The 21,292-nt window shown below is 73.6% G+C and carries 11 protein-coding genes; 4 read left to right on the top strand and 7 right to left on the bottom strand.

From position 1 onward, the window contains the following. Positions 1 to 14: 14 nt before the first annotated feature. Entirely contained in the window at positions 15 to 6,542 is a 6,528-nt protein-coding gene (locus ACIWVC_RS08020; RefSeq protein ID WP_396449404.1) for an SDR family NAD(P)-dependent oxidoreductase, read from the bottom strand. Positions 6,543 to 6,834: 292 nt separating this feature from the next. Here ACIWVC_RS08020 and ACIWVC_RS08015 point away from each other — a divergent pair, with 292 nt between their 5' ends. Continuing rightward, on the top strand, positions 6,835 to 9,189 hold the full coding sequence (locus ACIWVC_RS08015) for a DHA2 family efflux MFS transporter permease subunit (protein ID WP_396449403.1): 2,355 nt from the start codon (positions 6,835 to 6,837) through the stop codon (positions 9,187 to 9,189). An 8-nt stretch (positions 9,190 to 9,197) separates the two neighbouring features. Continuing rightward, positions 9,198 to 10,433, top strand: a complete 1,236-nt coding sequence (locus tag ACIWVC_RS08010; RefSeq protein WP_396449402.1) for a glycosyltransferase — start codon at positions 9,198 to 9,200, stop codon at positions 10,431 to 10,433. A gap of 24 nt (positions 10,434 to 10,457) precedes the next feature. Here the strand turns inward: ACIWVC_RS08010 and ACIWVC_RS08005 are convergent, their stop codons facing one another. From ACIWVC_RS08005 to ACIWVC_RS07990, 4 genes are all read right to left on the bottom strand, one after another. After that, positions 10,458 to 13,058: an MMPL family transporter gene (locus tag ACIWVC_RS08005; protein WP_396449401.1), complete on the bottom strand. Its 2,601-nt coding sequence runs from the start codon at positions 13,056 to 13,058 to the stop codon at positions 10,458 to 10,460. Positions 13,059 to 13,169: 111 nt separating this feature from the next. Next, the gene (locus ACIWVC_RS08000) at positions 13,170 to 14,954 is read right to left on the bottom strand and encodes a fatty acyl-AMP ligase (RefSeq protein ID WP_396449400.1); all 1,785 of its coding nucleotides are present in this window, start codon (positions 14,952 to 14,954) and stop codon (positions 13,170 to 13,172) included. A 259-nt stretch (positions 14,955 to 15,213) separates the two neighbouring features. Then, positions 15,214 to 15,462, bottom strand: a complete 249-nt coding sequence (locus tag ACIWVC_RS07995; RefSeq protein WP_396449399.1) for a zf-TFIIB domain-containing protein — start codon at positions 15,460 to 15,462, stop codon at positions 15,214 to 15,216. A 142-nt stretch (positions 15,463 to 15,604) separates the two neighbouring features. Continuing rightward, positions 15,605 to 15,769 carry a hypothetical protein gene (locus ACIWVC_RS07990; protein WP_396449398.1) on the bottom strand — a complete coding sequence of 55 codons (165 nt, stop codon included), beginning with the start codon at positions 15,767 to 15,769 and terminating at the stop codon, positions 15,605 to 15,607. A gap of 1,830 nt (positions 15,770 to 17,599) precedes the next feature. On the opposite strand from ACIWVC_RS07990, the gene ACIWVC_RS07985 reads away from it, so the two are divergent. Further along, complete coding sequence (locus tag ACIWVC_RS07985; RefSeq protein WP_396449397.1) at positions 17,600 to 18,346, top strand: IclR family transcriptional regulator; 747 nt, start codon at positions 17,600 to 17,602, stop codon at positions 18,344 to 18,346. 26 nt (positions 18,347 to 18,372) lie between these two features. Here the strand turns inward: ACIWVC_RS07985 and ACIWVC_RS07980 are convergent, their stop codons facing one another. Beyond that, the gene (locus ACIWVC_RS07980) at positions 18,373 to 18,735 is read right to left on the bottom strand and encodes a YkvA family protein (protein ID WP_396449396.1); all 363 of its coding nucleotides are present in this window, start codon (positions 18,733 to 18,735) and stop codon (positions 18,373 to 18,375) included. A gap of 340 nt (positions 18,736 to 19,075) precedes the next feature. On the opposite strand from ACIWVC_RS07980, the gene ACIWVC_RS07975 reads away from it, so the two are divergent. Further along, on the top strand, positions 19,076 to 20,023 hold the full coding sequence (locus tag ACIWVC_RS07975) for a hypothetical protein (RefSeq protein WP_396449395.1): 948 nt from the start codon (positions 19,076 to 19,078) through the stop codon (positions 20,021 to 20,023). A gap of 56 nt (positions 20,024 to 20,079) precedes the next feature. On the opposite strand, the gene ACIWVC_RS07970 is transcribed toward ACIWVC_RS07975, so the two are convergent. After that, positions 20,080 to 20,670, bottom strand: coding sequence for a septal ring lytic transglycosylase RlpA family protein (locus ACIWVC_RS07970; RefSeq protein WP_396449394.1), 591 nt, complete (start codon positions 20,668 to 20,670; stop codon positions 20,080 to 20,082). Between the last annotated feature and the right edge of the window lie 622 nt (positions 20,671 to 21,292).

Here is a 21,292-nt window from a genome sequence, read left to right as displayed (position 1 = left end):
GTTCGGCTGGGCCCTCAGCGGGCCGTGGTTGACGTGAGGACGGCGTCGCTCTCCCGCCGTCCGGCCAGCCGGCCCTCCAGGTGCGCGGCGAGAACCTCCACACCCGGCGGGTCGAGCAGGTTGAGGTGATGCGCCCCGGGGATCGTGACGATCTCCAGGTCGGAGCAGAGCCCGCCGAAACCGTTGGTCCCGTCGAGCACGTAGCGGGCATCCCGGACGGCCCAGGGGGTCTCCTCGGGCGCGTGGTAAAGGATGACCCTGCCGTCGTACGGCTCGGGCCGGTACGCCTCCAGGGAACGCGTGTCCTGGTGCGACGTGAGCTGGTGGGTGAGGGCCGCCGGCGGGATGTAGTCCACGAGCGGCGCCGCGCGCTCCATGACGAGCGCGAACTGGGCCTCCTCGTCCAGGCCGGACAGCTCCTCGTAGGTGAGGGTGACGTCCAGGCCGTAGGTCTCGTTGATGTAGTCGGCGAACGCGGAGAAGCGGCGGGCGAGGGTGTCGGACTCGTCGTCCACCGGCAGCGGCAGGCCCGCGTCGAACAGCGCGACGAACTCGACCTCGCGGCCGGCCGCGGTGAGCTGCCGGGCGGTCTCGTAGGCGAGGACGCCGCCGAACGACCAGCCGCCGAGCCGGAACGCGCCCTCGGGCTGCGCCTCCCGCAGGTGCCGGACGTAGCGGGCGGCGCGCTCCTCGACGGACGGCGCGTCTTCGAACCGCTCCAGCCCGTACACCGGCTGGTCGTCGCCGAGCAGGTCGACGAGCTGCCGGTAGCAGGCGGTGGTGCCGCCCGCGGGGTGCGCGATGAAGATCGGCCGCCGGGTCCCGGAGGGCTTCAGCGGGCGGACGGTCTGCCGCGCCGCCTCCTCGTCCGCGGCGCGGATGTACTCGGCGACGTTCTCCGCCGTCGGGACCTCGAACAGCTCGCCGCGGGTGGCCTCGGCGCCCAGTTCGGCGCAGACGAGCGCGACGACCTGGTCGGCCTGGTGCTCCTGCCCGCCGAGGTCGGCGAAGAAGTCGGCGGTGACGCCGACGCGGTCGAGGCCGAGGACGTCCTCGAAGATGCGGACCGCGAGCCGCTCGGCGGCGTCGCGCGGCATGACGTACCCGGACTCGGCGTTCGAGACGGCGGTGGGGGCCGGGGCGCCGGACAGGCCGAGCTCGCCCGCCGCCCACTCCTCGAACACGTTCACGCTGGCGCCCTGCAGGAGGACCGACGCGGGGACGGTCAGCCCGAGGTCGTGCTCGACGCCGCTCTTGATGCGGACCGCGACGAGCGAGTCGAGGCCGAGGTCGGTGAGCGGGACGGCCGGGTCGAGGCGCTGCGGGTCGAAGCCGAGGACGGCCGCGATCCGGTGCCGGACCCGCGCGGCGATCATCTTGCGGGCGGTGGCCGGGTCGAGGTCCTTGAGCGCCGCCACGCCGGGCCAGTCGCCCGCGTCGGCGGCGCCGGCCTCGGCGGCCGCCTCGGTGAGCGCCGCGAAGTACGGCATGTCGCGGATCTCGGGGAAGAGGCCCACCGCCGTGACCGGGTCGAACCGCAGCACGCCCGTCGCCGCCATGTCGTGGGCGAGCAGCGCTTCGAGCGCCTCCGCGCCCTCGGCCGGGCTGATCGGGTCGATGACGGTCACCGCGGTCTCGGCGGCCCCGCCGACCTGCGACCAGGTGCCCCAGTTGACGGTGGTGCCGGGCAGCCCGCGGGCGCGCCGGTGGGCCATCAGCGCGTCGACGGCGGCGTTCGCGGCGGCGTAGGCGCCCTGGCCGGGCGAGCCGAGCAGCGCCGCGGCGGAGGAGTGCGCGACGAACCAGTCGAGGTCGAGGTCCCGGACCGCCTCGCTGAGCCGGCGCGCGCCCTCGACCTTCGCCGTCCACACCCTGTGGAGATCGTCCGGGCCGAGGTCGGCGATCAGCCGGTCGTCGATCGCGCCGGCGCCGTGCACGACGCCGCACAGCCGCGCGCCGCCCTCCCGGGCGACCGCGACGAGCCGCTCCGCGGTGCCGGGCGCGGCGATGTCGCCGAGCACGACGCCGACGTCCACGCCGCTCTCCCGGAGGCGCGCGATCACCTTCTCGGCGTCGGCGCCGGGGCCGCTCCGCCCGGACAGCACGATCCGGCCCGCGCCGCGCTCGGCCAGCAGCCGCGCGGTGACGAGGCCGATGCCGCCGTACCCGCCGGTGACGATGTAGGCGCCGCCGCGCCGGACGATCCGCTTCTTCCCGCCCTCCGTCTCCGGCAGTTCCGCCCGCCCGAGCCGCGCCGCGTACCGGGCGCCGCCGCGCCAGGCGACCTCGCGGGCGTCGCCGCCGGCGAGCAGTTCCGCGACGAGGTCCTGCGGCCGGTCGACGTCCACGTGGGTGGCCCGCTGCGCGGTCCGCTCGAACGCGAGGACGCGCGTGAGCGCGCTGACGAAGGCGTGGCCGGGCAGCCCCGCCTCGCCGTTCAGCGGGAGCGCGCCGCGGGTCGCGACGTAGAGGCGCGGCCCGTCCGGCAGCGAGCGGCTCACGCCGGCGACGGCGAGCACGAGGTCCTCGTCGACGAGACCGGCGGAGGGGACGAGGACGACGCCTTCGACCGGTTCGTCCATGGCCGGATGGCCGTCCGGGGGCCGGTTCGTCACCCGGTGCCGGATGACGTGCTTGCCGCGCTCCTCCAGTCCGGCGCCGGTCGCGGCGGCCAGCGCGTCGTCCTCTTCGGACAGGATCAGCCACGTCCCGCCGGAGCCGCCGTCGCGGCCGGCGTCGGCGTCCGCGCGCTCGCCGGCGTGCGCGGGGTCGTGGCCGGGGAGGGGCGACTCGTCCCAGCGGAGTTCGACGAGCTTGTCGGCCAGGGGGACGGGGATGTCGGGGCGGTCCGCGCGGCGCAGGACGATGCCGGTCGCCTCGGCGAGGACGCCGCCGTCCGCCGACAGGAGGGTGAGGGAGCCGGTGACGCCCTCCTCGTCGCGGACGACCGCCGCCTGGACGTGGCCGCCGCGGTGGGTCGGGCCGTAGACGCGGAGGCTGCCGATGGTCTCGGCCAGCCAGACGCCGCCCTCGCCGTCGTCCGCCGAGCCGTTCGCCTCGTCCGACAGCGCGGACAGGCAGCGGTCGAAGACCTCGGGGTGCAGCCGGTAGTGGCGGCTGCCGCGCTCGGCGGCGGCGATCTCGGTGGCCGCGCCGGGCTCGGGCGCCGCGGGGGCGCGGTGGTCGGCGCCGACGTCCGCGCTGGCCAGCCGCGCCCACGTGCCGGCGGGCGTCCGCGCGTGGATCTCGACCCGCTGCTCCGCCTCGGTGAACGTCGTGGTCACGGTCGTGTGCCCGCCGAGGGCGAGCGGCCGCTCCATCCACAGGCTGTTGACGCGGACGTCGTCGGTGCCGAGCGCGGTCGCCCCGGCGGCGAGCGCCATCTCCGCGAACGCGGCGACCGGTAGCGCGTGCAGCCCGTGGACGGTCAGGTCCCGCAGCCACGGCTGGGCCTCCAGCCCGACGTCGGCGCGCCAGGCGTGGCGGTCCTCGCCGGGCATCTCGACATGCGCGCCGAGCAGCGGGTGCTCGTCGCTCCGGCCCGATGCGCGGTGCGAGAGGTCGACCCAGTGCCGCTCGTGCCGCCACGGCGACTGCGGGACGTCGACGATGCGCCCGTCCGCCGGGGCCGCGACCGTGTGGCCGTGGGCGGCGAGGGTCGCGAGCTGCGCGTGGAACGTCAGCGTGTCGTCGGTCTCCTCGCCCTTGCGCGCCCGCTTGAGGGTGTGGGTGACGAGCGCGCCCGTCCCGTCGAGGGTCTCGCCGACCGCGTGGGCGAGGATCGGGTGCGCGTTGATCTCGACGAACGTCCGGAAGCCGTCCTCGGCGGCGGCGGACACCGCGTCGGTGAGCCGCACCGCGTTGCGCAGGTTCGCGGCCCAGTGCCCGGCGCCGAGCGCCGCGTCCGACCCGAGGTAGGCGCGGGGGTCGTCCAGCGCCGTGGTGTAGAACGCGATGCCGTCGGCGAGGGGGACGCCGCGTTCGGCGCCGACCCCGGCGAGCTGGTCGCGCAGCTCGGGGATCAGCGGGTCGACCTGCGGCGAGTGGCCCGCCCCCTCGGCCTGCACCGTGCGGGCGAGGCGCCCCTCGGCCTCGGCGCGCTTGACGACCTCGGCGACCTGGGCGGCGTCGCCGGTGACGACGGTCTGCTTCGGGGAGGAGTGCACGGCCGCGTACACCTCGGGGAGGCCGTCGGCGAGCCGGGCGACCTCGTCCGCGGACGCGCCGAGGACGGCCATCGCGCCGCCGCCGACGAGCCGCGTCAGCAGCCGGGAGCGGCGGCAGATGACGCGGACGCCGTCCTCCAGCGTGAGCGCGCCGGCGACGACGGCCGCCGCGACCTCGCCCATCGAGTGGCCGACGACGGCGCCGGGCGTGACGCCGTACGACTTCCACATGCGGGCCAGGCCGATCTGGACGGCGAACAGCACCGGCATGGCGGCGGCCGGCCCGTCCGGCTTGCGGCCCTCTTCGAGCAGCGCCCACAGGTCGGGGCCGCCCTCCTCGGCGAACAGGCCGTCCAGGTCGTCGATGGCCTCGGCGAACGCGGGCTCCTCCTCCAGCAGGCGCTGCGCCATGCCCGCGCGCTGCGCCCCGTACCCGGAGAAGACCCACACGGGACGGCCCGGCACGCCGAGCGCGGAACCCGTCACGACGCCGGGGTGGGGGCGGCCTTCGGCGAGGGCGGTGAGCCCCTCGACGAGGCCCGCGCGGTCCCTGGCGGCGACGGCGGCGCGGGCCCGGCCGCGGCCGGCGCGGCGGTGCAGGGTGCGGGCGACGTCGGCGAGCCGCACGCCGTCCTCGGCCTGGAGCCATTCGGCGAGAAGGGCCGCGTGGTCGCGGACGCGGTCGTCGCTGGTGTCCGACAGGGGGAACGTCCGGATGACGGCCGGGTGGGCGGCGGTCTCCTGCGCGGGCGCCTCTTCCAGGATGACGTGCGCGTTGGTCCCGCCGAAGCCGAACCCGGACACGCCCGCGCGCGCCGGGTGGCCCCTGACGGGCCACGGCGTCTCCTCCGCGACGACCGCGAGGTGCAGCTCGTCGAACGGGATGTGCGGGTTGGGCTCCTTGTAGTGCGCGCTGGGCGGGATGACGCGGTGATGCAGCGCGAGGACGGCCTTGATGAGCCCGGCGATGCCCGCCGCGGACTCCATGTGGCCGAGGTTCGACTTGGCGGAGCCCAGCAGCAGGGGCGCGTCGTCGTCGCGTCCCGCGCCGAGGACCTCGCCCACCGACTTCGCTTCGATCGGGTCGCCCAGGAACGTCCCCGTCCCGTGGGCCTCGATGTAGTCGACCTCGCGCGTGTCGATGCCGGCGGTAGCGTAGACGTCGCGGAGCAGGGCGCGCTGCGCCTCGGAGTTCGGGGCGACGAGGCCGTTGGAGCGCCCGTCGGAGTTCACTCCGGAGCCCCGCACGACGGCGAGGACGCGGTCGCCGTCCCGCTGCGCGTCCGACAGGCGCTTCAGGACGACGGCGCCGCAGCCCTCCGCGCGGACCATGCCGTCGGCGGACGCGTCGAACGCCTTGCAGTGCCCGTCCGCCGCCGTCCCGCCCGCGAGGTCGAACGTCATCGTGACGGTCGGCGACAGCAGCAGGTTCACGCCGCCCGCGAGCGCCACGTCGGCCTCGCCGCTGCGCAGCGCCTGGACGGCGAGGTGCGTGGACACCAGCGACGACGAGCACGCCGTGTCGACGATCATGCTGGGGCCGCGCAGGTCGAGCAGGTACGACAGCCGGTTCGCGATGATGCTGAGCGCGGCGCCGGTCGCCGTGAACGGCTCCAGGGACGCCAGGTCGGACGCGGTGAACGCCGCGTACTCCGGCGTGGACACCCCGACGAACACGCCGGTGCGGGTGCCGCGCAGCGACGCCGGGGCGATGCCCGCGTGCTCGAACGCCTCCCACGCCACTTCGAGGACGAGCCGCTGCTGCGGGTCCATGACGGCGGCCTCGCGCGGCGTGATGCCGAAGAACCGCGCGTCGAACGCGGCGACGTCGTCCAGGAAGCCGCCGAGCCGGGTGGTCCTGCCGAGCAGGTCGCCGACCTCGGGGGAGCCGTCGTCGAACGGGTCCCAGCGGCCGTCCGGCACCTCGCGGATCGCGTCGCCGCGCCCGGTCAGGAAGCGCCAGTAGTCGGCGGGGCCGGTCAGGTCGCGGTCGCCGCCGGGGAAGCGGCAGCCGATGCCGACGACGGCGATCGGCTCGTCGCCGGCCGCCGCCGCGCGGACCGGCTCGGGTTCGGGCGCCGGCTCCCCGGCGGCGCCGCCCGCCAGCGCGACCGACAGCTTGTTGATCGTGGGGTGCTCCCAGACGAGGGTGGCCGGGAGGGAGCGGCCGAGCATCTGCTCCAGCTCGCCGGCGATCGCGACCGCGTCCCGGGACGCCAGCCCGAACTCCTCGAGCGGGCGGTCGGGGTCGACCTCGGCGGCCGTGGTCCTGGAGCGGCGCGCGATCTGCTCGATCAGGTGGCGGCGGATCGCGTCCCCGCTGATCCCGTCCTGCGGGGTGGCATGCGCGGCTCCGGAACGATCGTTGCTCTGCATGCGCTGGGTTCCCCCCATGAAACCGGGATCGTTCATCGAAGCGGAGGGACCACTTTGTCCTACGCTGACCGGCTCACGATGCGCATCCAGACCACTTTTCTCACCGGCGTCTTGTCACGGTGATGACAAGACTCGGGAGTAACCAATGTGGCCTGATGGGATAGTTGGGTCAGCCCGGCACAGAGTCAGGGTTGAGTAACGGGACGCCAACCAATAGTAACAATAGCGACGACTGCTTTTAGGGGGAAGCGGCGGATTTCCCGGCGGTGCCGGACCCTCGCCGTACGGACTGTTGACCCGGGGCCGATACCGATGGGCGCTGGCGGTGGTGGCCGTCAGCGCGTTCATGACCACCATGGACAACACGGTGGTCTTCACGGCCCTGCCCACCATCATGACCGACCTGGACATGTCGTCCTCGGCCAAGGACTGGGTCGCCACCGGGTACATCCTGATGTTCTCCTGCCTGATGATCACGGGCGGGCGGCTCAGCGACGTCTACGGCTGCCGCGTCACGTTCACGTCCGGCATGGTCGCGTTCACCGCGGCGTCCGCCGTCTGCGGGCTCGCGCAGAGCTCCGAGGTGCTCATCGTCGCCCGCATCGTGCAGGGCGCCGGGGCCGCGCTGGTGCTCCCCGCCACGCAGGTGATGGTCACCGTCGGGCGCAACGACAAGCAGCGCTCCATCGGCAACATCGCCTTCATCGGCGCCGCGTCCGCCGCCACCGCGCTCGGCCCCGCGATCGGCGGGTTCATCGTCGAGCACTGGCACTGGGGCTGGATCTTCCTGATCAACATCGTGCCCGGCATCCTGGTGACCGTCCTCGGCCTGTTCGTGCTGACCTCGCGCGGGGAGAACAAGCACTCCCGCGTCGACCTGCCCGGCGTGCTGATCTCCGCGACGATGCTGTTCGCGTTCATCTACGGGCTGGAGGCCGGCAACAAGCTCGGCTGGGCCGACCCGTCCGTGCTCAGCGTCTTCGCGCTCGGCGCCATCGCCCTCGTCTGCTTCGTCGTGGTGGAGAGCTGGGCCCCCGACCCGATGATCGACCTGCGGTTCTTCCGCAACCGGGTGTTCACCGGCGGGCTGCTGTCGCAGATGCTCTACGGCATCGGCTTCAACGGCATGATGTTCTACTCGCAGCCGTTCCTGCAGCGCTTCCTGGGCTTCTCGCCGTCCGAGGCGGGCCTGGTCATGCTGCCCCCGGCCCTCGCGATCATCGTGCTGACCCCGATGGCGTTCCTGATGGCCGCCAAGGTCGGGCCGCGCCCGGCGATCGGCGCGGGGATGGCGCTGATGGGCCTCGGCATGGTGCTGTTCTCGATGCTGCAGGTCGGCGACGGCTACGCCGACCTGATGCCCGGCGTCATGCTCGTCGGCGTCGGCGCCGCCCTCGGCATGCCGCTGGTGATGTACGTGCTGAAGGCCGTCCCGGAGCGGCGGGCCGGCGTGGCGAGCGGCGTCATCAACGTGATCCGTGAGGCGTCCGGCGCCTTCGGCATCGCTATCGTCGGCCTCCTCATCCACCACATCCCCGACGAGGGCGCGAGCCCCGCCGCGCTGGAGACGTTCCGCGCAGGCACGTCCTCGGGCCTCATCCTCGGCGCCGTCCTCGTCCTCGTCGGCGGCCTGATCAGCGGCCTCACCCTGCCCAGCCGACGCGGCTGGCTCGGCCCGAAGCACGGCAAGTCGTCCCCCGTCATCCCCGATACCCCGGAGCCCGGCCCGGCCGTCACCCCGCGCGACCCGATCCCGGCCCTGGTCGCGCCCGCGCCCGAGCCGCTCACGGCTCCCGTCGCCGTGGCGAGCACCGCCCCGCCGAACGCGCCCCTCCCGCTCCCCGTCGCCTGGCACGACGACCTCGTGCCGGACGAACCCGTCCCCGCCGCCACCCCCGGTCCCCACTGGTGGGCCGACGACGAAAAGCCCGCCGAGGACAGCTTCACCTGGCAGGACGACGACCGTCCCGCCGGGCCGGCCCCGTGGCCCGCGCCTCCCGCCGCGCCCCCGCCGCCTCCGCCGCCCCCCGGCCCGGCGAACACCCGGGAAGACCTGCCCGCCTCCGACCCCGCCGGCCCGACCGTCCCCCTCCCCGCGCTGGCCCAGACCGGCCCCGAAACGCCCTCGCCGCGCGGAGCATCCGGCGTCCCGGCCCTGCCGGGCGACCCGCCGCGGGCCGACCTGGACCACGACGTCCCGCGCGCCGACTCACCGACGGGCGCGGTGCTCGGCGCGAGCCGTCCGCCCGGGTTCGAGGACGCGGAGCAGGGCCTCCCGCGCGATCAGGGCGCCGAAGAGCCGGCGGCCGAGGAAGCACCGGCAGCCGGCGAGCAGCCTGGCGCGGCCTCGCGGTGGAGCTCCGGGTGGTGGAGCTCCAGCCCCGGTGAAGACGGTCTTCCGGACGACGAACCCGATGGTCGGGAGGCCGCCGGGGTTGACGCCGGCGGCGCCGAAGCACCGCCCGCGCTGCGGGTCTCCTGGGATCCCAGCGGCGCGGAGCGGGATGCGGAGAGCGGGCCGCCGCCCGCGGACGAGGTGCTCGAAGGGGAGCGGCCCGCGCCGCCCGACGGATGGTACGAGCCCTACGTCCCGGAGGAGGGCCCGGCGGAGGATCCGCGGGTCAGCCCGCGCAGCGACGCCTGGTAGGAGGCACCGTGAGCAGAATCGTGATCTTCGCGGCGGGGTCGCGGGGGGACATCCAGCCCTGCGTCGCCCTCGGGCGCGCGCTGCGGGCGCGCGGGGACGAGGTGCGGCTCGTGGCGAGCGCGCGGTACTCGCCGATGGTCGTCGCGGCGGGGCTGGAGCTGGCGCCGCTGACGGCCGATCCGGCGGAGATCCTCGAATCGGACGCCGGGCAGGAGTTGCTCGCCGGCGGGCGCAATCCGGTGAAGTTCCTCGGCGGGTTCCGGCGCATCATCGGGCCGATGGCCGAACGGCTGCTGGCCGAGAGTTCGGACGCCTGTAAAGGCGCGGATCTCATCCTTGGGCCTACGCTCGGTTTCCTTCCGCGCCATATTGGTGAGCATCTCGGTGTTCCTTGGGCGCTGATTCATTTCCAGCCGAGCGAGCCGACGGGCGCGTTCCCGCATCCGTTCCTCCCGCAGGCGGGCGCGCTCGGGCCGTGGGCGAGGCGGGCGAGCTTCCGGGCGGTCGACCAGATCGCGTGGCAGCTATCGCGCCCCTTCATCAACCCGTGGCGGGAGGGGACGCTGGGCCTGCCGCGCCTGCCGCTGCGCGGGCGGCGGGCGGACGGCCCCGTGCTGGCGTGCTTCAGCCCCGTGGTCGTCCCGAGGCCCGAGGATTGGGGCCCCAACGTGCACCTGACGGGGTACTGGTTCCTCGACGAGCCCGAGTGGGAGCCCCCTGGGGAGCTCGCGGACTTCCTCGCGGCCGGTCCCCCGCCGGTCTATGTGGGGTTCGGGAGCATGGTCCCGAAGGACGCCGAGATGACCGCCCTGACCGTCCGGACGGCGTTGCGGCTCGCCGGGGTGCGCGGCGTCGTCCAGGGCGACCCGGCGAGTTCGGACGAGGACGTGCTCGCGGTCCGGGACGTCCCGCACTCGTGGCTGTTCCCGCGCATGGCGGCGGTCGTCCACCACGGCGGCGCCGGGACGACCGCGGCGGGGCTGCGGGCCGGCGTGCCGACGGTCGTGTGCCCGTTCTTCGGCGACCAGCCCTACTGGGGGGAGCGCGTCGCGGAGCTGGGCGCGGGGACGAGGCCGCTGCCGTTCCGCGCGATGACGGTGCCGCGGCTCGCCGCGAAGATCCGGCAGGCCGTCCAGGACCCGGACATGGCGGACCGCGCGGACGACCTCGGGCGGCGCATCCGGGCCGAGGACGGCGTCGGACGCGCCCGCGACGTCATCGACTCGCTGCTGCGGGCCCGCTGACCCGCGGCTCCCCGCGCGGCCGGGTCAGGGCGCGTCGCCGTCCGGCACCTCGGCCCAGGACCAGCCCGGCCCGTCCGGGTTCGGGACGATCACCCGCCTCGTCCGCGGGTTCTGCGGCGGCCTCGGCCGCGGCGGGCCGTCCGCCCACGGGCGCCACGGCTCCCCGGCGGCGGTGCCGTGCCCGTTCGCCTCGCCGCCGTCCGGTGTCCGGAAGGCGACCCGGGGCGGCTCGGCCGCCTGCGGGGCCGGCCGGGGCTCAGGGGGGCGGAAAGCCTCGTGCGCGTCCACGTGCCGCCGCGGGGCCGGAGCCGCGGCTCCCGCCTCCTCCCACTGCAGCGCGTACGGGAACGGCTGCTCGTCCGGCAGGCGCGGCGGGCGGGCGGTCGCGCCCGCCGCGGCCACGGCGGTGTGCTCGCGCAGGTCTATGCGGGCGTGCAGGCCGGCGAGGAACGGCGGCAGCCACCAGTTCGCCGCCCCCATGAACCGCATCGTCGCCGGGACGAGCAGCGACCGGACGAGCACGGCGTCCACGACGACCGCGACGAACATGCCGACGCCGATCAGCTTGACGACGGTGATGCCCGCCATGCTGAACGCGCCGATGACGACGAGGAACAGCAGCGCGGCGCTGGTGATGATGCCGCCCGTGTGCTGCATGCCGGACGCGACCGCCACCCGGTTGTCGTGCGTGAGGTCCCACTCCTCCCGGATGCGGCTGAGCAGGAAGACCTCGTAGTCCATCGACAGGCCGAACACGACCGCCAGGATGAGGATCATGCTGGTGGCCTCGACGCCGCCCGTCGGGGTGAAGTCCAGGACGCCCGCGAGATGCCCGTACTGGAAGCCCCACACGATCGCGCCGAACGAGGCGCCGATCGACAGGACGTTCATCACGATCGCCTTCAGCGGCAGCACGATCGACCCGAAGAACATGAAGAGCAGGATGAACGTGGCGACGCCGACGAAGACCGCCATCTTCGGCAGGGTGCGCATCAGGCTGGCCATCAGGTCCATCTGCGCGGCCGTGCTGCCGCCGACGTCGATGTGCATCGGGTAGCCGTCCTTGGACAGGCTCATCCCGCGGATGTCGGACACGAGGTCCTGGGCGCGCTGGTCCATCGGCTCGTACTTGTGCGTGACGGAGATGCGCACGCCCCCGTACGAGGCGGAGTAGCCGGTGAACTGGGCGTCCGTGACGCCGGGGAGCTTGGCCAGGCGCCGCCGGAACTCCTCCAGGTAGGGCGGGATGGGGTCGTCCTTCTTGGCGGGCGTCCAGTCGCGCGGGATGAGGTCGCCGGAGATGACCACGTCGATCGGCTCCGCGGAACCGTTCGGGAACTCCTTCTTGACCGTCTCCACCACGTGGCGGGTCGGGCTGCTCTTCGGCAGGACCCGCGCGTCCACGCTCCCGAACTGGACGTTCAGGAACGGCACGAACATCACGCCCAGGATGACGAGCACGACCGCGAAGTACGGCAGCGGATGCTTCATCACGCTGCGGCCCAGCCGGTACCAGAAGCCGCTCTCCGGGTCGCGCCGCGCGCGCTTGGCCGTGGGCCGCCGCCACGGCATCCGCCCGATCTCGACGCGCGGCCCCAGCAGCGCCAGGAGCGTCGGGAGGAGCACCGTGGCGCCGAAGACGGCGACCATGACGGTGGCGATGCCGGCGAGGCCGATCGTCCGGAGGAACATCTGCGGGAACAGCAGGAGCCCCGCGAGCGCGGCCGACACGGTCACGCCGCTGACGATGATGGTGCGGCCCGCCGTCGCCATGGTGGCGGCCAGGGCCGCCTGGCGGATCGGCTTCAGGTCCGCCTTGTACGCCTTCTTCGCGGCCTTGCGCGCCGCCTTGTCGCGTTCCCGTTTCCAGGGTTTCCCAGGTGGCAACCCCTGCGCGGACATGCCTCGCTCCAGTTCCTCGCGGAACCGGCTGATGATGAACAGCGAGTAGTCGATCGACAGGCCGACGCCCATCATCGTGACGACTTCCAGCGCGAACGATGTCACGTCCGCGGCATACGTCACCACATGGAGGACGGCGAGGCCGCCGATGGTCGAGAAGATCGCCACCGCCATCGGCAGCAGCGACGCCATCCACGCGCCGAACAGGATCATCAGCAGGATGAGCAGCGGCAGCGCGGTGATCAGCTCCGCGCGCACGATGTCGGCGACGACCTGCTGCCCGAACTCCTCGCCCAGCGGCACGCTGCCGCCGTACTGGACGGTGAGGCCCGGCGCCGCCAGCCGCTCCTTGATGGCGTGGTAGTCCTCGGTCTTGGCCGCGCCGTCCTTGCCGCGCAGCTTCACCGCGACGAACGTCTTGCGCCGGTCGTGCGACGCGAACGCGTCGGCCGCCTTACCGTCGAACGACCAGTAGGAGATGATCTCCTCGACGTTCGCCTTCGGCAGCCGCGCGACGGTGGTGACGACGCTCGCCTCGTAGCGCGGGTCGTCCACCGTCATCGTGTCGCTGGAGTAGAGGACGAGCACGTCGGGGTTGGTGCTGCCGAAGTAGGTGGCGCCGAGCTTCGCGACGAGCGTCGAGGACGCGTCCGGGTCCTCGAAGCCGCCCTCCTTGAACTTGGCGAACACGCCGAGGCCCCAGACGCCGGCGACGGCGGTCATCACCAAGATCAGCACAAGGCTGGTCCAGCGTCGCCGGTGGATGAGACGCCCCAGCCCCGAAAGCATGATCCTCCTGTGTCGCCGCGGCCGGCGGGCCGCCCCGGATGCGAGCTACTTGCGGGACGCCAGGCGCGCCGCGGTCGTCGGCAGCTCGCCGTCAAGGTAGCGCTGCCGCGTCGCCGCGCGCGCGATCTTCCCGCTGGACGTGCGGGACACGCCGCCCGGCTCGATCAGCACGAAGTCGTGGACGCTCATCTCGTGCTCGACGTTGACGGCGCCGCGCACCGCGGCCTCGACCTCGTCCGGGTCCAGCCGCCCGAGCGGGACGCGGCGGTTCCGCTCGGCGACGATGACCAGCCGCTCCGTCTCCTCCCCGGTGAGCGCGAACGCGGCGACGTGGTCGGGGCGGATCGCGGGGTGCGCCTCCTGCGCCGTGACCTCGATGTCCTGCGGGTAGTGGTTGCGGCCGTCGACGATGATGAGGTCCTTGATGCGGCCGGTGACGTACAGCTCGCCCTCGTGGACGACGCCGTAGTCGCCGGTCTTCATCCAGGGCCCGGCGGGAAGGTCGCCGGGCTCGCGCAGCTCCCCGCCGAACGTGTCCTGGCTGCGCTCGGAGTTGCGCCAGTAGCCGGGGGCCGTGTTGGGCCCGTGCACCCAGATCTCGCCGACGCGGCCGTCCGGCTGCTCCAGGCGCGTCTCCGGGTCGACGATCGCGACGAGCTGCCCGTAGGGGCGGCCGCACGACACGAGCTCCGACCCGCCCTCGGCGAGCCGCAGCTCGCCCTGCGTGAGCGCCTCCCGGTCCACGGAGATGATCTTCGGGGGGACGTCCTCGGCGGCCGCGGACACGAACACCGTCGCCTCCGCCAGCCCGTAGCCCGGCGCCTGCGCGCTCGGCCGCAGCCCCGCCGGCGCGAGCGCCTCCGCGAACATCGACAGCGTCGACGGGCGGATCGGCTCCGCGCCGTTCAGGCACGTCGTGAGCCCGGAGAGGTCCAGTTCCGCGATCTTCTCCGGCGGCACCGACGACGCGACGTACTCGTAGGCGAAGTTCGGCCCCGCCGTGTAGACGTTCTTGCCGGGACGCTCCGCGATCAGCTGCAGCCAGCGCAGCGGGTTCATGATGAACGACACCGGGTCGGTGTAGATCGCGTGGTCGCCGTTCACCAGCGGCAGCGCCATCGTCGCGATCAGCCCCATGTCGTGGAACAGCGGCAGCCAGCTGACCAGCTCCGGGGTCGGCCGGTCGGGCGCCCACCCGGCCCACAGCTGCGCCGCGTTCGCCGTCACGTTCCCGTGCGTGATCTCCACGCCGGCCGGCCGGCGCGTCGACCCCGACGTGTACTGCAGGTACGCGAGGTCGTCGAACGCGATGGGCTCGTCCTCCCACCGGCCGGCCAGCGCCGGGTCGATCTCCTCGGCGAACACGATCTCCTTCGGCTGCGGGACGTCGTGGTCGGCGAGGAACTTCTCCACGTGCGGCAGCGCGCTCCGCGTCGTGACGATCACCGCGGGCTCGGCGTCGGTGTAGGCGCCGATCAGCCGGTCGGCGTGCCCGGGGAGGTCGGGGGAGAACAGCGGCACCGCGATGACGTGCGCGTACATGGCGCCGAGCATGGTCATCATGTACTCGAGCGTCTGCGGCAGCAGCAGCGCGGCCCGCTCACCGGGCCCGGTGACCTGCCGCAGCGTCGCCGCGACCGCGCGCGCCCGCCGGTCCGTCTCCGCCCAGGTCGCCGTGACGTGCGCGCCCGCCGGGTCGACCGAGTAGTCGACGAACGTGTAGGCGGGGGCGTCCGGCTTCTCCCTCGCCCACCTCGCGACCCGTTCGATCAGCGGAGTGCGGCCGGAGCCGCCGGGCAGGAGTTCGGGAAGCAGCGAGCCCAATGCCATTGATCATTCTCCCGAGGGGACGGGCCGGACGGGACCCTGTGCGATACGGGTGGGCGCCATCGGCGGAGGTGCGTCGGCCGGACGGCTGTGTCTGGACGCCCCCCGGCGACCGGCGATGATCGTCAAGCTACCGGATGGTAGTCAGTGAGCGATATTAGCCCGCGGTCACATTCGGTGGCGCCCGGTTTGTCACCCCTGTGACAAGAGGAAATCCCCTTTCACATGCGGGCGTCCACCCGGTCACCGACCGTGCGGAAGCCTACCGGTCCGCGGAGAAGATCTGCTCCATGATCCCCCTGCGGTGCCGTCCCTGGTAGGTCGTCTCAGGGTTCACCTCGTCCGGGAGTTCGGCCAGGTAGCGGCTCTCGGCGTCGATCAGCTGCTCGAGTTCGCCGCGGTCGAGGAACACGCCCTTGCATCCCGGGCATTCCTCGATCACGACCCCGTGGCGTTCAAGGGTGTCGAGCTCGGACTCGCACTTCGGACATTGCAGCGTCGCGTCTGACATACCGGATCCCCTGTCCGTCACGACCGCGTTTACTGTCAGGCGGTCAGCTTACTGACACCTGACCCGGTTTGGGATGGCTCGTCCGTCAATACGGCTGTCCGCGATGGGCATCCCCACCGTTCCCGTCGTTCCGCGGCGGGCGTCACCCACCGGACAAGGCCCTCCTCAGCGCCAGCCGCCGCCTCATCAGCCCGACGCAGGCCGCGCCCCACAGCAGGCCGATCTCGGCCACGAGCGCGATGCCGATGACGACCGCCCAGTCCGTCTCGTCCGACTCCTGCATCCCGCTGGGGGCCACCAGCGTCATCCGGCTCTCCCCAGGCGCCACGACCGGTCCCGCGGGCGCGTTCACCGGCGGCAGCACGGCCCCCCGAGGCGGCGACACGGTAGGCAGATCCGGCACCTCGAACGCACCGCCCGCACCCCCTGGGACGGGCCCCCCGGAGCCGCCCGACGACTTCGGCCCCGAAGGGACCCCGGCCGAACACGGCCCGCCACGCACCCGACCGTTCGTGCAGTGACCACCCGAAGCTACGGAGGGCTTCGCCGCAGGGCACGCCCCGGCGCTCGCACACGACCCCCCTGCCGACGAGTGACCAGCACCAGACGGCCTCGGCCCAGAGGCTTGCCCAGCCGGACACGGCCGACCACCCGCACCAGCCTTGTTCCCCACGCAATGGCCACGTGGTGACGGCTTGGCACCCGACGACTTCGACGCAGGACACACTCCCCCACCCGCACACGACACCCCGGTCGGCGACGGGCCGCCACTCACAGTCGGCTTGAGTCCAGACTCCGCAGACGGACACGGCCTCCCGCCCGCACTCGCCTTACTCCCCGCACAGTGATCGCTTGGAGACGGCTTCACGCCGGACGGCTGCGCAGACGGGCACGGTCCTCCGCTCGCGCTCGCCGCACTGCCCGTGCAATGACTGCTCGGCGACGGCTTAGCACCCGACGACTTCGGCGCAGGGCACACTCCCCCGCCCGCACACGACACCCCACTCGGTGACGCACCACCGCTCATCGTCGGCCTCGGACCAGAAGGCTCGGCAGACGGGCACGATCTGCTACCCGCGCTCGCCTTGCTCCCCGTGCAATGACTGCTCGGTGACGGCTTAGCGCTCGACGGCTTCGGCGCAGGGCACGCTCCGCCGCCCGGACACGACACCCCAGTCGGTGACGCACTGCCGCTCGCCGTCGGCCTCGGACCAGAAGGCTCCGCCGACGGACACGATCTGCTACCCGCGCTCGCCTTGCTCCCCGTGCAATGACTGCTCGGTGACGGCTTAGCGCTCGACGGGGTCGATATGGGGCACGGCCCGCCGTCCGTGCACGGCGACCCTGCTGGCGATGTGCTGCCGCTCGCCGTCGGCTTCGGGCCGGACGGCTGCGCAGACGGACACGGGCTTCCGGATGCGCTCCCCGCGCAGTGACTACTCGATGGCGTCTCGATGCCCGCCGAGGTACTGCTTGTGGTCGCATTGGGGGCCGAGGGGGGCGTGGAGAGGGCGAACAGGGCGCGGATCGTGCGGTGCGGGGCGTTCGCGGCGTCCGCTACCGCGACGACGCTCAGTGGCCTGGTGGACGACATCGCCGAGGCGGGGATACGGACTGTGGCCGTCCGTGCGAGGGGCTTCTCGGCCACGTCGTGGAGGGCGCAGCGGAGTTGGCGGGACGTGGCGGAGCGGGCGCAGTCCGGGGAGTGGCGCGTCCAGGAGAGGGGGCGTTCGGCGGTGAGGCGCAGGGTGGTGTCGTGGGCGACGCCGCCTTCGGCGTGGACGCGGATCGTGTACGTGAGGGCGTAGCCGGGGCCGGTGGTGGTGGCCGTGGAGGTCGTCATGTCCATCGCCAGCCGCACGGCGGGCTGGGCGGCGCCGGCGGACGGGCTCGCCAGTGCCAGCGGTGCGGCCAGTGCGGCGCCGGCCGCGATGGCGCCCCAGCGTGTCCTCACCGTTCCCCCCAGCGGTGTCCTGCATGGCTGCCAGGGGGGCGGCGCCGCGGCGCCGGGCACAGACTGTTATTGCCACATCGTCGAGCGGAGTAACGTGCCTCACTCTGGCAACTCCCCCGCTTTCGCACAGTGAAATCGGTTCTCCGTAGAATCGGGTGGGGTGCGAGGGAGAGGAGACCCGGGGTGGCGGAGGCCGTTCGGTCGCTGGAGCGCGCGTTCGATCTGCTGGAGCATCTGGCCGACGCCGGGGGCGAGATGGCGCTGTCGGAGCTGACGGAGGTCTCCGGGCTGCCGATGCCGACGATCTACCGGCTGATGCGGACGCTGGTGAACCAGGGCTATGTGCGGCAGGAGCCTTCCAAGCGGTACGCGCTGGGGCCGCGGCTCGTCCGGCTGGGCGAGGGCGCGAGCCGGCTGCTCGGCACGTGGGCGCGGCCGGTGCTGGCCCGGCTGGTGGACGAGATCGGCGAGACCGCCAACATGGCGGTGCTCGAAGGCGACGAGGCCGTGTACGTCGCGCAGGTGCCGTCCAAGCACTCGATGCGCATGTTCACCGAGGTGGGGCGGCGCGTCCAGCCGCACTGCACCGGCGTGGGCAAGGCGCTGCTGTCGCAGCTGCCCGACCAGCGGGTCCGGGAGATCCTCGCGCGGACGGGCATGGACGCCCACACCCCCAACACCTTCACCGACCCGGACGCGCTGCTGGGGGAGCTGCGGCGGATCCGGGAGCGGGGCTACGCGCTGGACGACGAGGAGCAGGAGATCGGCGTCCGCTGCGTCGCGGTGCCGCTGCCGGGGGCGCCGGCGTTGACGGCGATCTCGGTGTCCGGCCCGTCCGGGCGCATGACGCGCGAGGCCGTCCCGGACGTCGTGCCCATCATGCGGGACGCCGCCGAGCGGTTCGCGAAAGAGCTGAGCCCGACCGCGTGACGCGGCCGGGCCCCAGGTGCGGCGGGTCAGTCGACGGGTTCGCCCACGATGACGGTGGGGCGCCCGCCGCGCTCCCAGGCGACGAAGTCGCCCGCGGACTTGACGAGCACGGCGGCCAGCCACAGGGCCAGGCCGGTGTCGTCGGCGATGCCCGCGATCGGGATCACGTCGGGGATGGCGTCGATCGGGGAGACGATGTAGACGAGGCCCAGGGCGAGCAGCCCGAGCGTCCCGAACGACATGCCCTTGTACTGCCCGCGCAGGACGGCCTTCAGCATCCGGGGGACGGCGCGGACCCGCTCCCACAGGCCGGGTGCGTCGGGCTGCAGGGTCTCGCTGTAGATCCGCCACGCCTGCCCGGCGGCGGCCGCACTGCGCTTCCTGTCCACGAGCACTCCTCGTCCGAACGTTCAGAGGGCGCGCCCCCGCGGCGCCCACGCATATCTACGACGCGACGGCCGCCGGAAATGTTCCCTCGCCCCGGCCGTGAGTCAGGAGTCACAGGCGCCACACCGGCACCGGCGCCGGAATGATCGCGGGAGTGCCCTGCGGAACATCGCGCTGCGGTTCCATTCGCCTTACTTCCGGTGAGTTCTTCATCACTTCCCCGGCGGACCTGCGGCGTTTCGCGGCGTGTTGGCCGGCCGGCGCTGCGAGCATGGCCCCGCGGGCGCCTCCCCCAGCACGACCGGCACGGCCCGTCGAGCACTGCAGGAGCTGACGACCGACATGAGCGGCGACACCACGAACCGTCCCGTCCACGGCACCGCGGCAGGCGAACCCTACGTCGCGCTGCCCCCGACCGCGGTCGACGCGGTCGCCTCGGGCCCGACCCGGCTGATCGCGGCCTGGCCCGGCTTCGACCCGCCCCGCACGGCGGCCGCGCTCGCGGCGGCGGTCCCGATGACCGGCGTGCCGGTGTGGCGGGTGTTCCTCGACCTGCCGGGGCGCTCGCCCGGCGGGCTCGGCTCCGGCGCGATCCTGGAGACCGAGGCCGTCGAGGCGTACTGCGCGGCGGTGGAGAACGCCGTCGAGCGGCTGCCGGACGTCCTCGCGGAGATCCGCCGCGACCTCGCGATCCCGGACGGCCCCGCCGCCCTCGCCGGGTTCAGCGCGGGTGCCGCCGCCGCGCTGCTGGCCGTGCTGCGCGGCACCGTGCCGGTGAGCGCCGCCGCGCTCGTGGCGCCCGTCGTCGCCCCGTCGCGGGCCGCGCGGGCGGTGGAGAAGCGGTCCGGCCGCGACCGGGACTGGACGGCCCACGCCACCGAACTCGCCGACCGCCTCGACCTCGGCTCCCTCGCCGGCGGCCTCGCCGGGCGGGACGTCCCGCTCCTGCTCATCGGCGGCGCCAAGGACCGCGTCGTCCCCGCCAGGGAGATCACGTCCCTGCGCGACGCCCTGCGGCGGCACGGAACCGGGCCCGTCGAATCCACCGCGTTCCGCATGGGGCACGCGCTCGCCGCCGAGCCCGGCACCGAACCGCGCCCGCCCATCACCGAGGCCGTCCAGGTGGACACCGCCCTCACCGACTGGTTCCGCGCCCGCCTGGCCCGGGCCGGCGATCAGCGGACGGCGGCGGGCGAGCGGCCGGAGGACGCCCGGGACGGCGCCCGGCCGGCCGCCGGCGAAGGCTCCCCGGATGAGCGTCCGGGTGCCGTCGCCGGGCAGCGGCGCTGATCCGCCGCCCGGCGGGCACGCTCGGGCGCCCGCCGGGCGGGTGGTGTTCTTCCGGATCAGCCGCGGGACAGGACCTCGTACCGGACGGGGATCACGCCCGCCCCGGTGCCGCCGACCTTCTTCATCGCGGCCCTGGACAGGTCCAGGCAGCGGCCGCCCGCGTACGGGCCGCGGTCGTTGATGCGGACCACGACCGAGCGGCCGTTGTTCTTGTTCGTCACGCGGACCTTGGAGCCCATCGGCAGCGTCTTGTGCGCGGCCGTCAGCTCGTCCGGGTCGAACGGCTCCCCGCTCGCCGTCATCTGGCCCTCCCAGTAGTAGGAGGCCTGGCAGGAGCCCGAGGAGAGGACCTTGGACTTCTTCTTCCCGGTCTTCTTCTCCGGCTTCGCGAGGTGCGCCACCTTGGTGTCGGACTTGGGCGCCTTCTTCTTCGGAGACTTCGCCGGCTCCGGCGAGCGCGGCCTGCCGCGGCTCGCCCGCGGCGGGTCGGCCTCCGGCCGCCCGGCCAGCGGGTCGGCGGCCGGCGGCGCGGTCTGCGCGGCCCGCGCCGGTCTTGCGGTTCCGCCGCCGTTCACCAGCGCGAACGCGCCCGCCGCCAGGACGGCGACGGCGGCTCCGGAGACGATCAGGACGGTGCGCAGGCGCACTCGGACAAGGCGCCTTACAGGGCTACCCACAGAGGAGTCCTTTGTTAGGGGACAGGACCCCGGACGCCCGGTTCGTCTCGCGGCGTGCTCAGGCGACCTCGTTCGTCCCCGAGTCCTCCGCCGCCCGCGGGCTCGCTCGCCCGGCTCCGCGCCGCTCTCTCAGGCGCGTCCGCGTCATCGCGGTCCGGCGTCCGGCAGGTGCGGCGGGAAAGGCATCTTCACTTTTGATCTCTAAAGCGCCGCACAAGTCCTTGACCGTACGTTGCGTCTCGCGTGAATCAAGACGTAGGGCCCTAGTTTGTGGGGTTTGTCACCCTGATCTTTGCGCTGGGCAGTTGACCGACTTCACACCGTCACTGGGTTTGTAGATCTTCTTTACTAACCATGGAAGGTGTGATCTCGGACATATAACAATCGCTTGCTCGGCATGCGAAAGGGGCGTTCCGCGGATGCGGCGGCATCCGCGGAACGCCCCTGTGCGCGCTGGACGGAAGGGTGCGCGTCACCCGATTCCGGGCAGCGCGGGGAGCCCGAGCGGGGCCGCGTCGGGCATGGAGATCGGGCCATCCGACAGCGGGCCGGCCGACAGCGGGCCGTCCGCCGGGCGCGCGGCCGGGTCCTT

Source organism: Actinomadura sp., from assembly GCF_044508335.1.
In the GTDB taxonomy this organism is placed as follows: domain Bacteria; phylum Actinomycetota; class Actinomycetes; order Streptosporangiales; family Streptosporangiaceae; genus Spirillospora.
The sequence above is the reverse complement of the archived record's forward strand: the minus strand, read 5'-3'. Positions and strand labels throughout refer to the sequence as shown.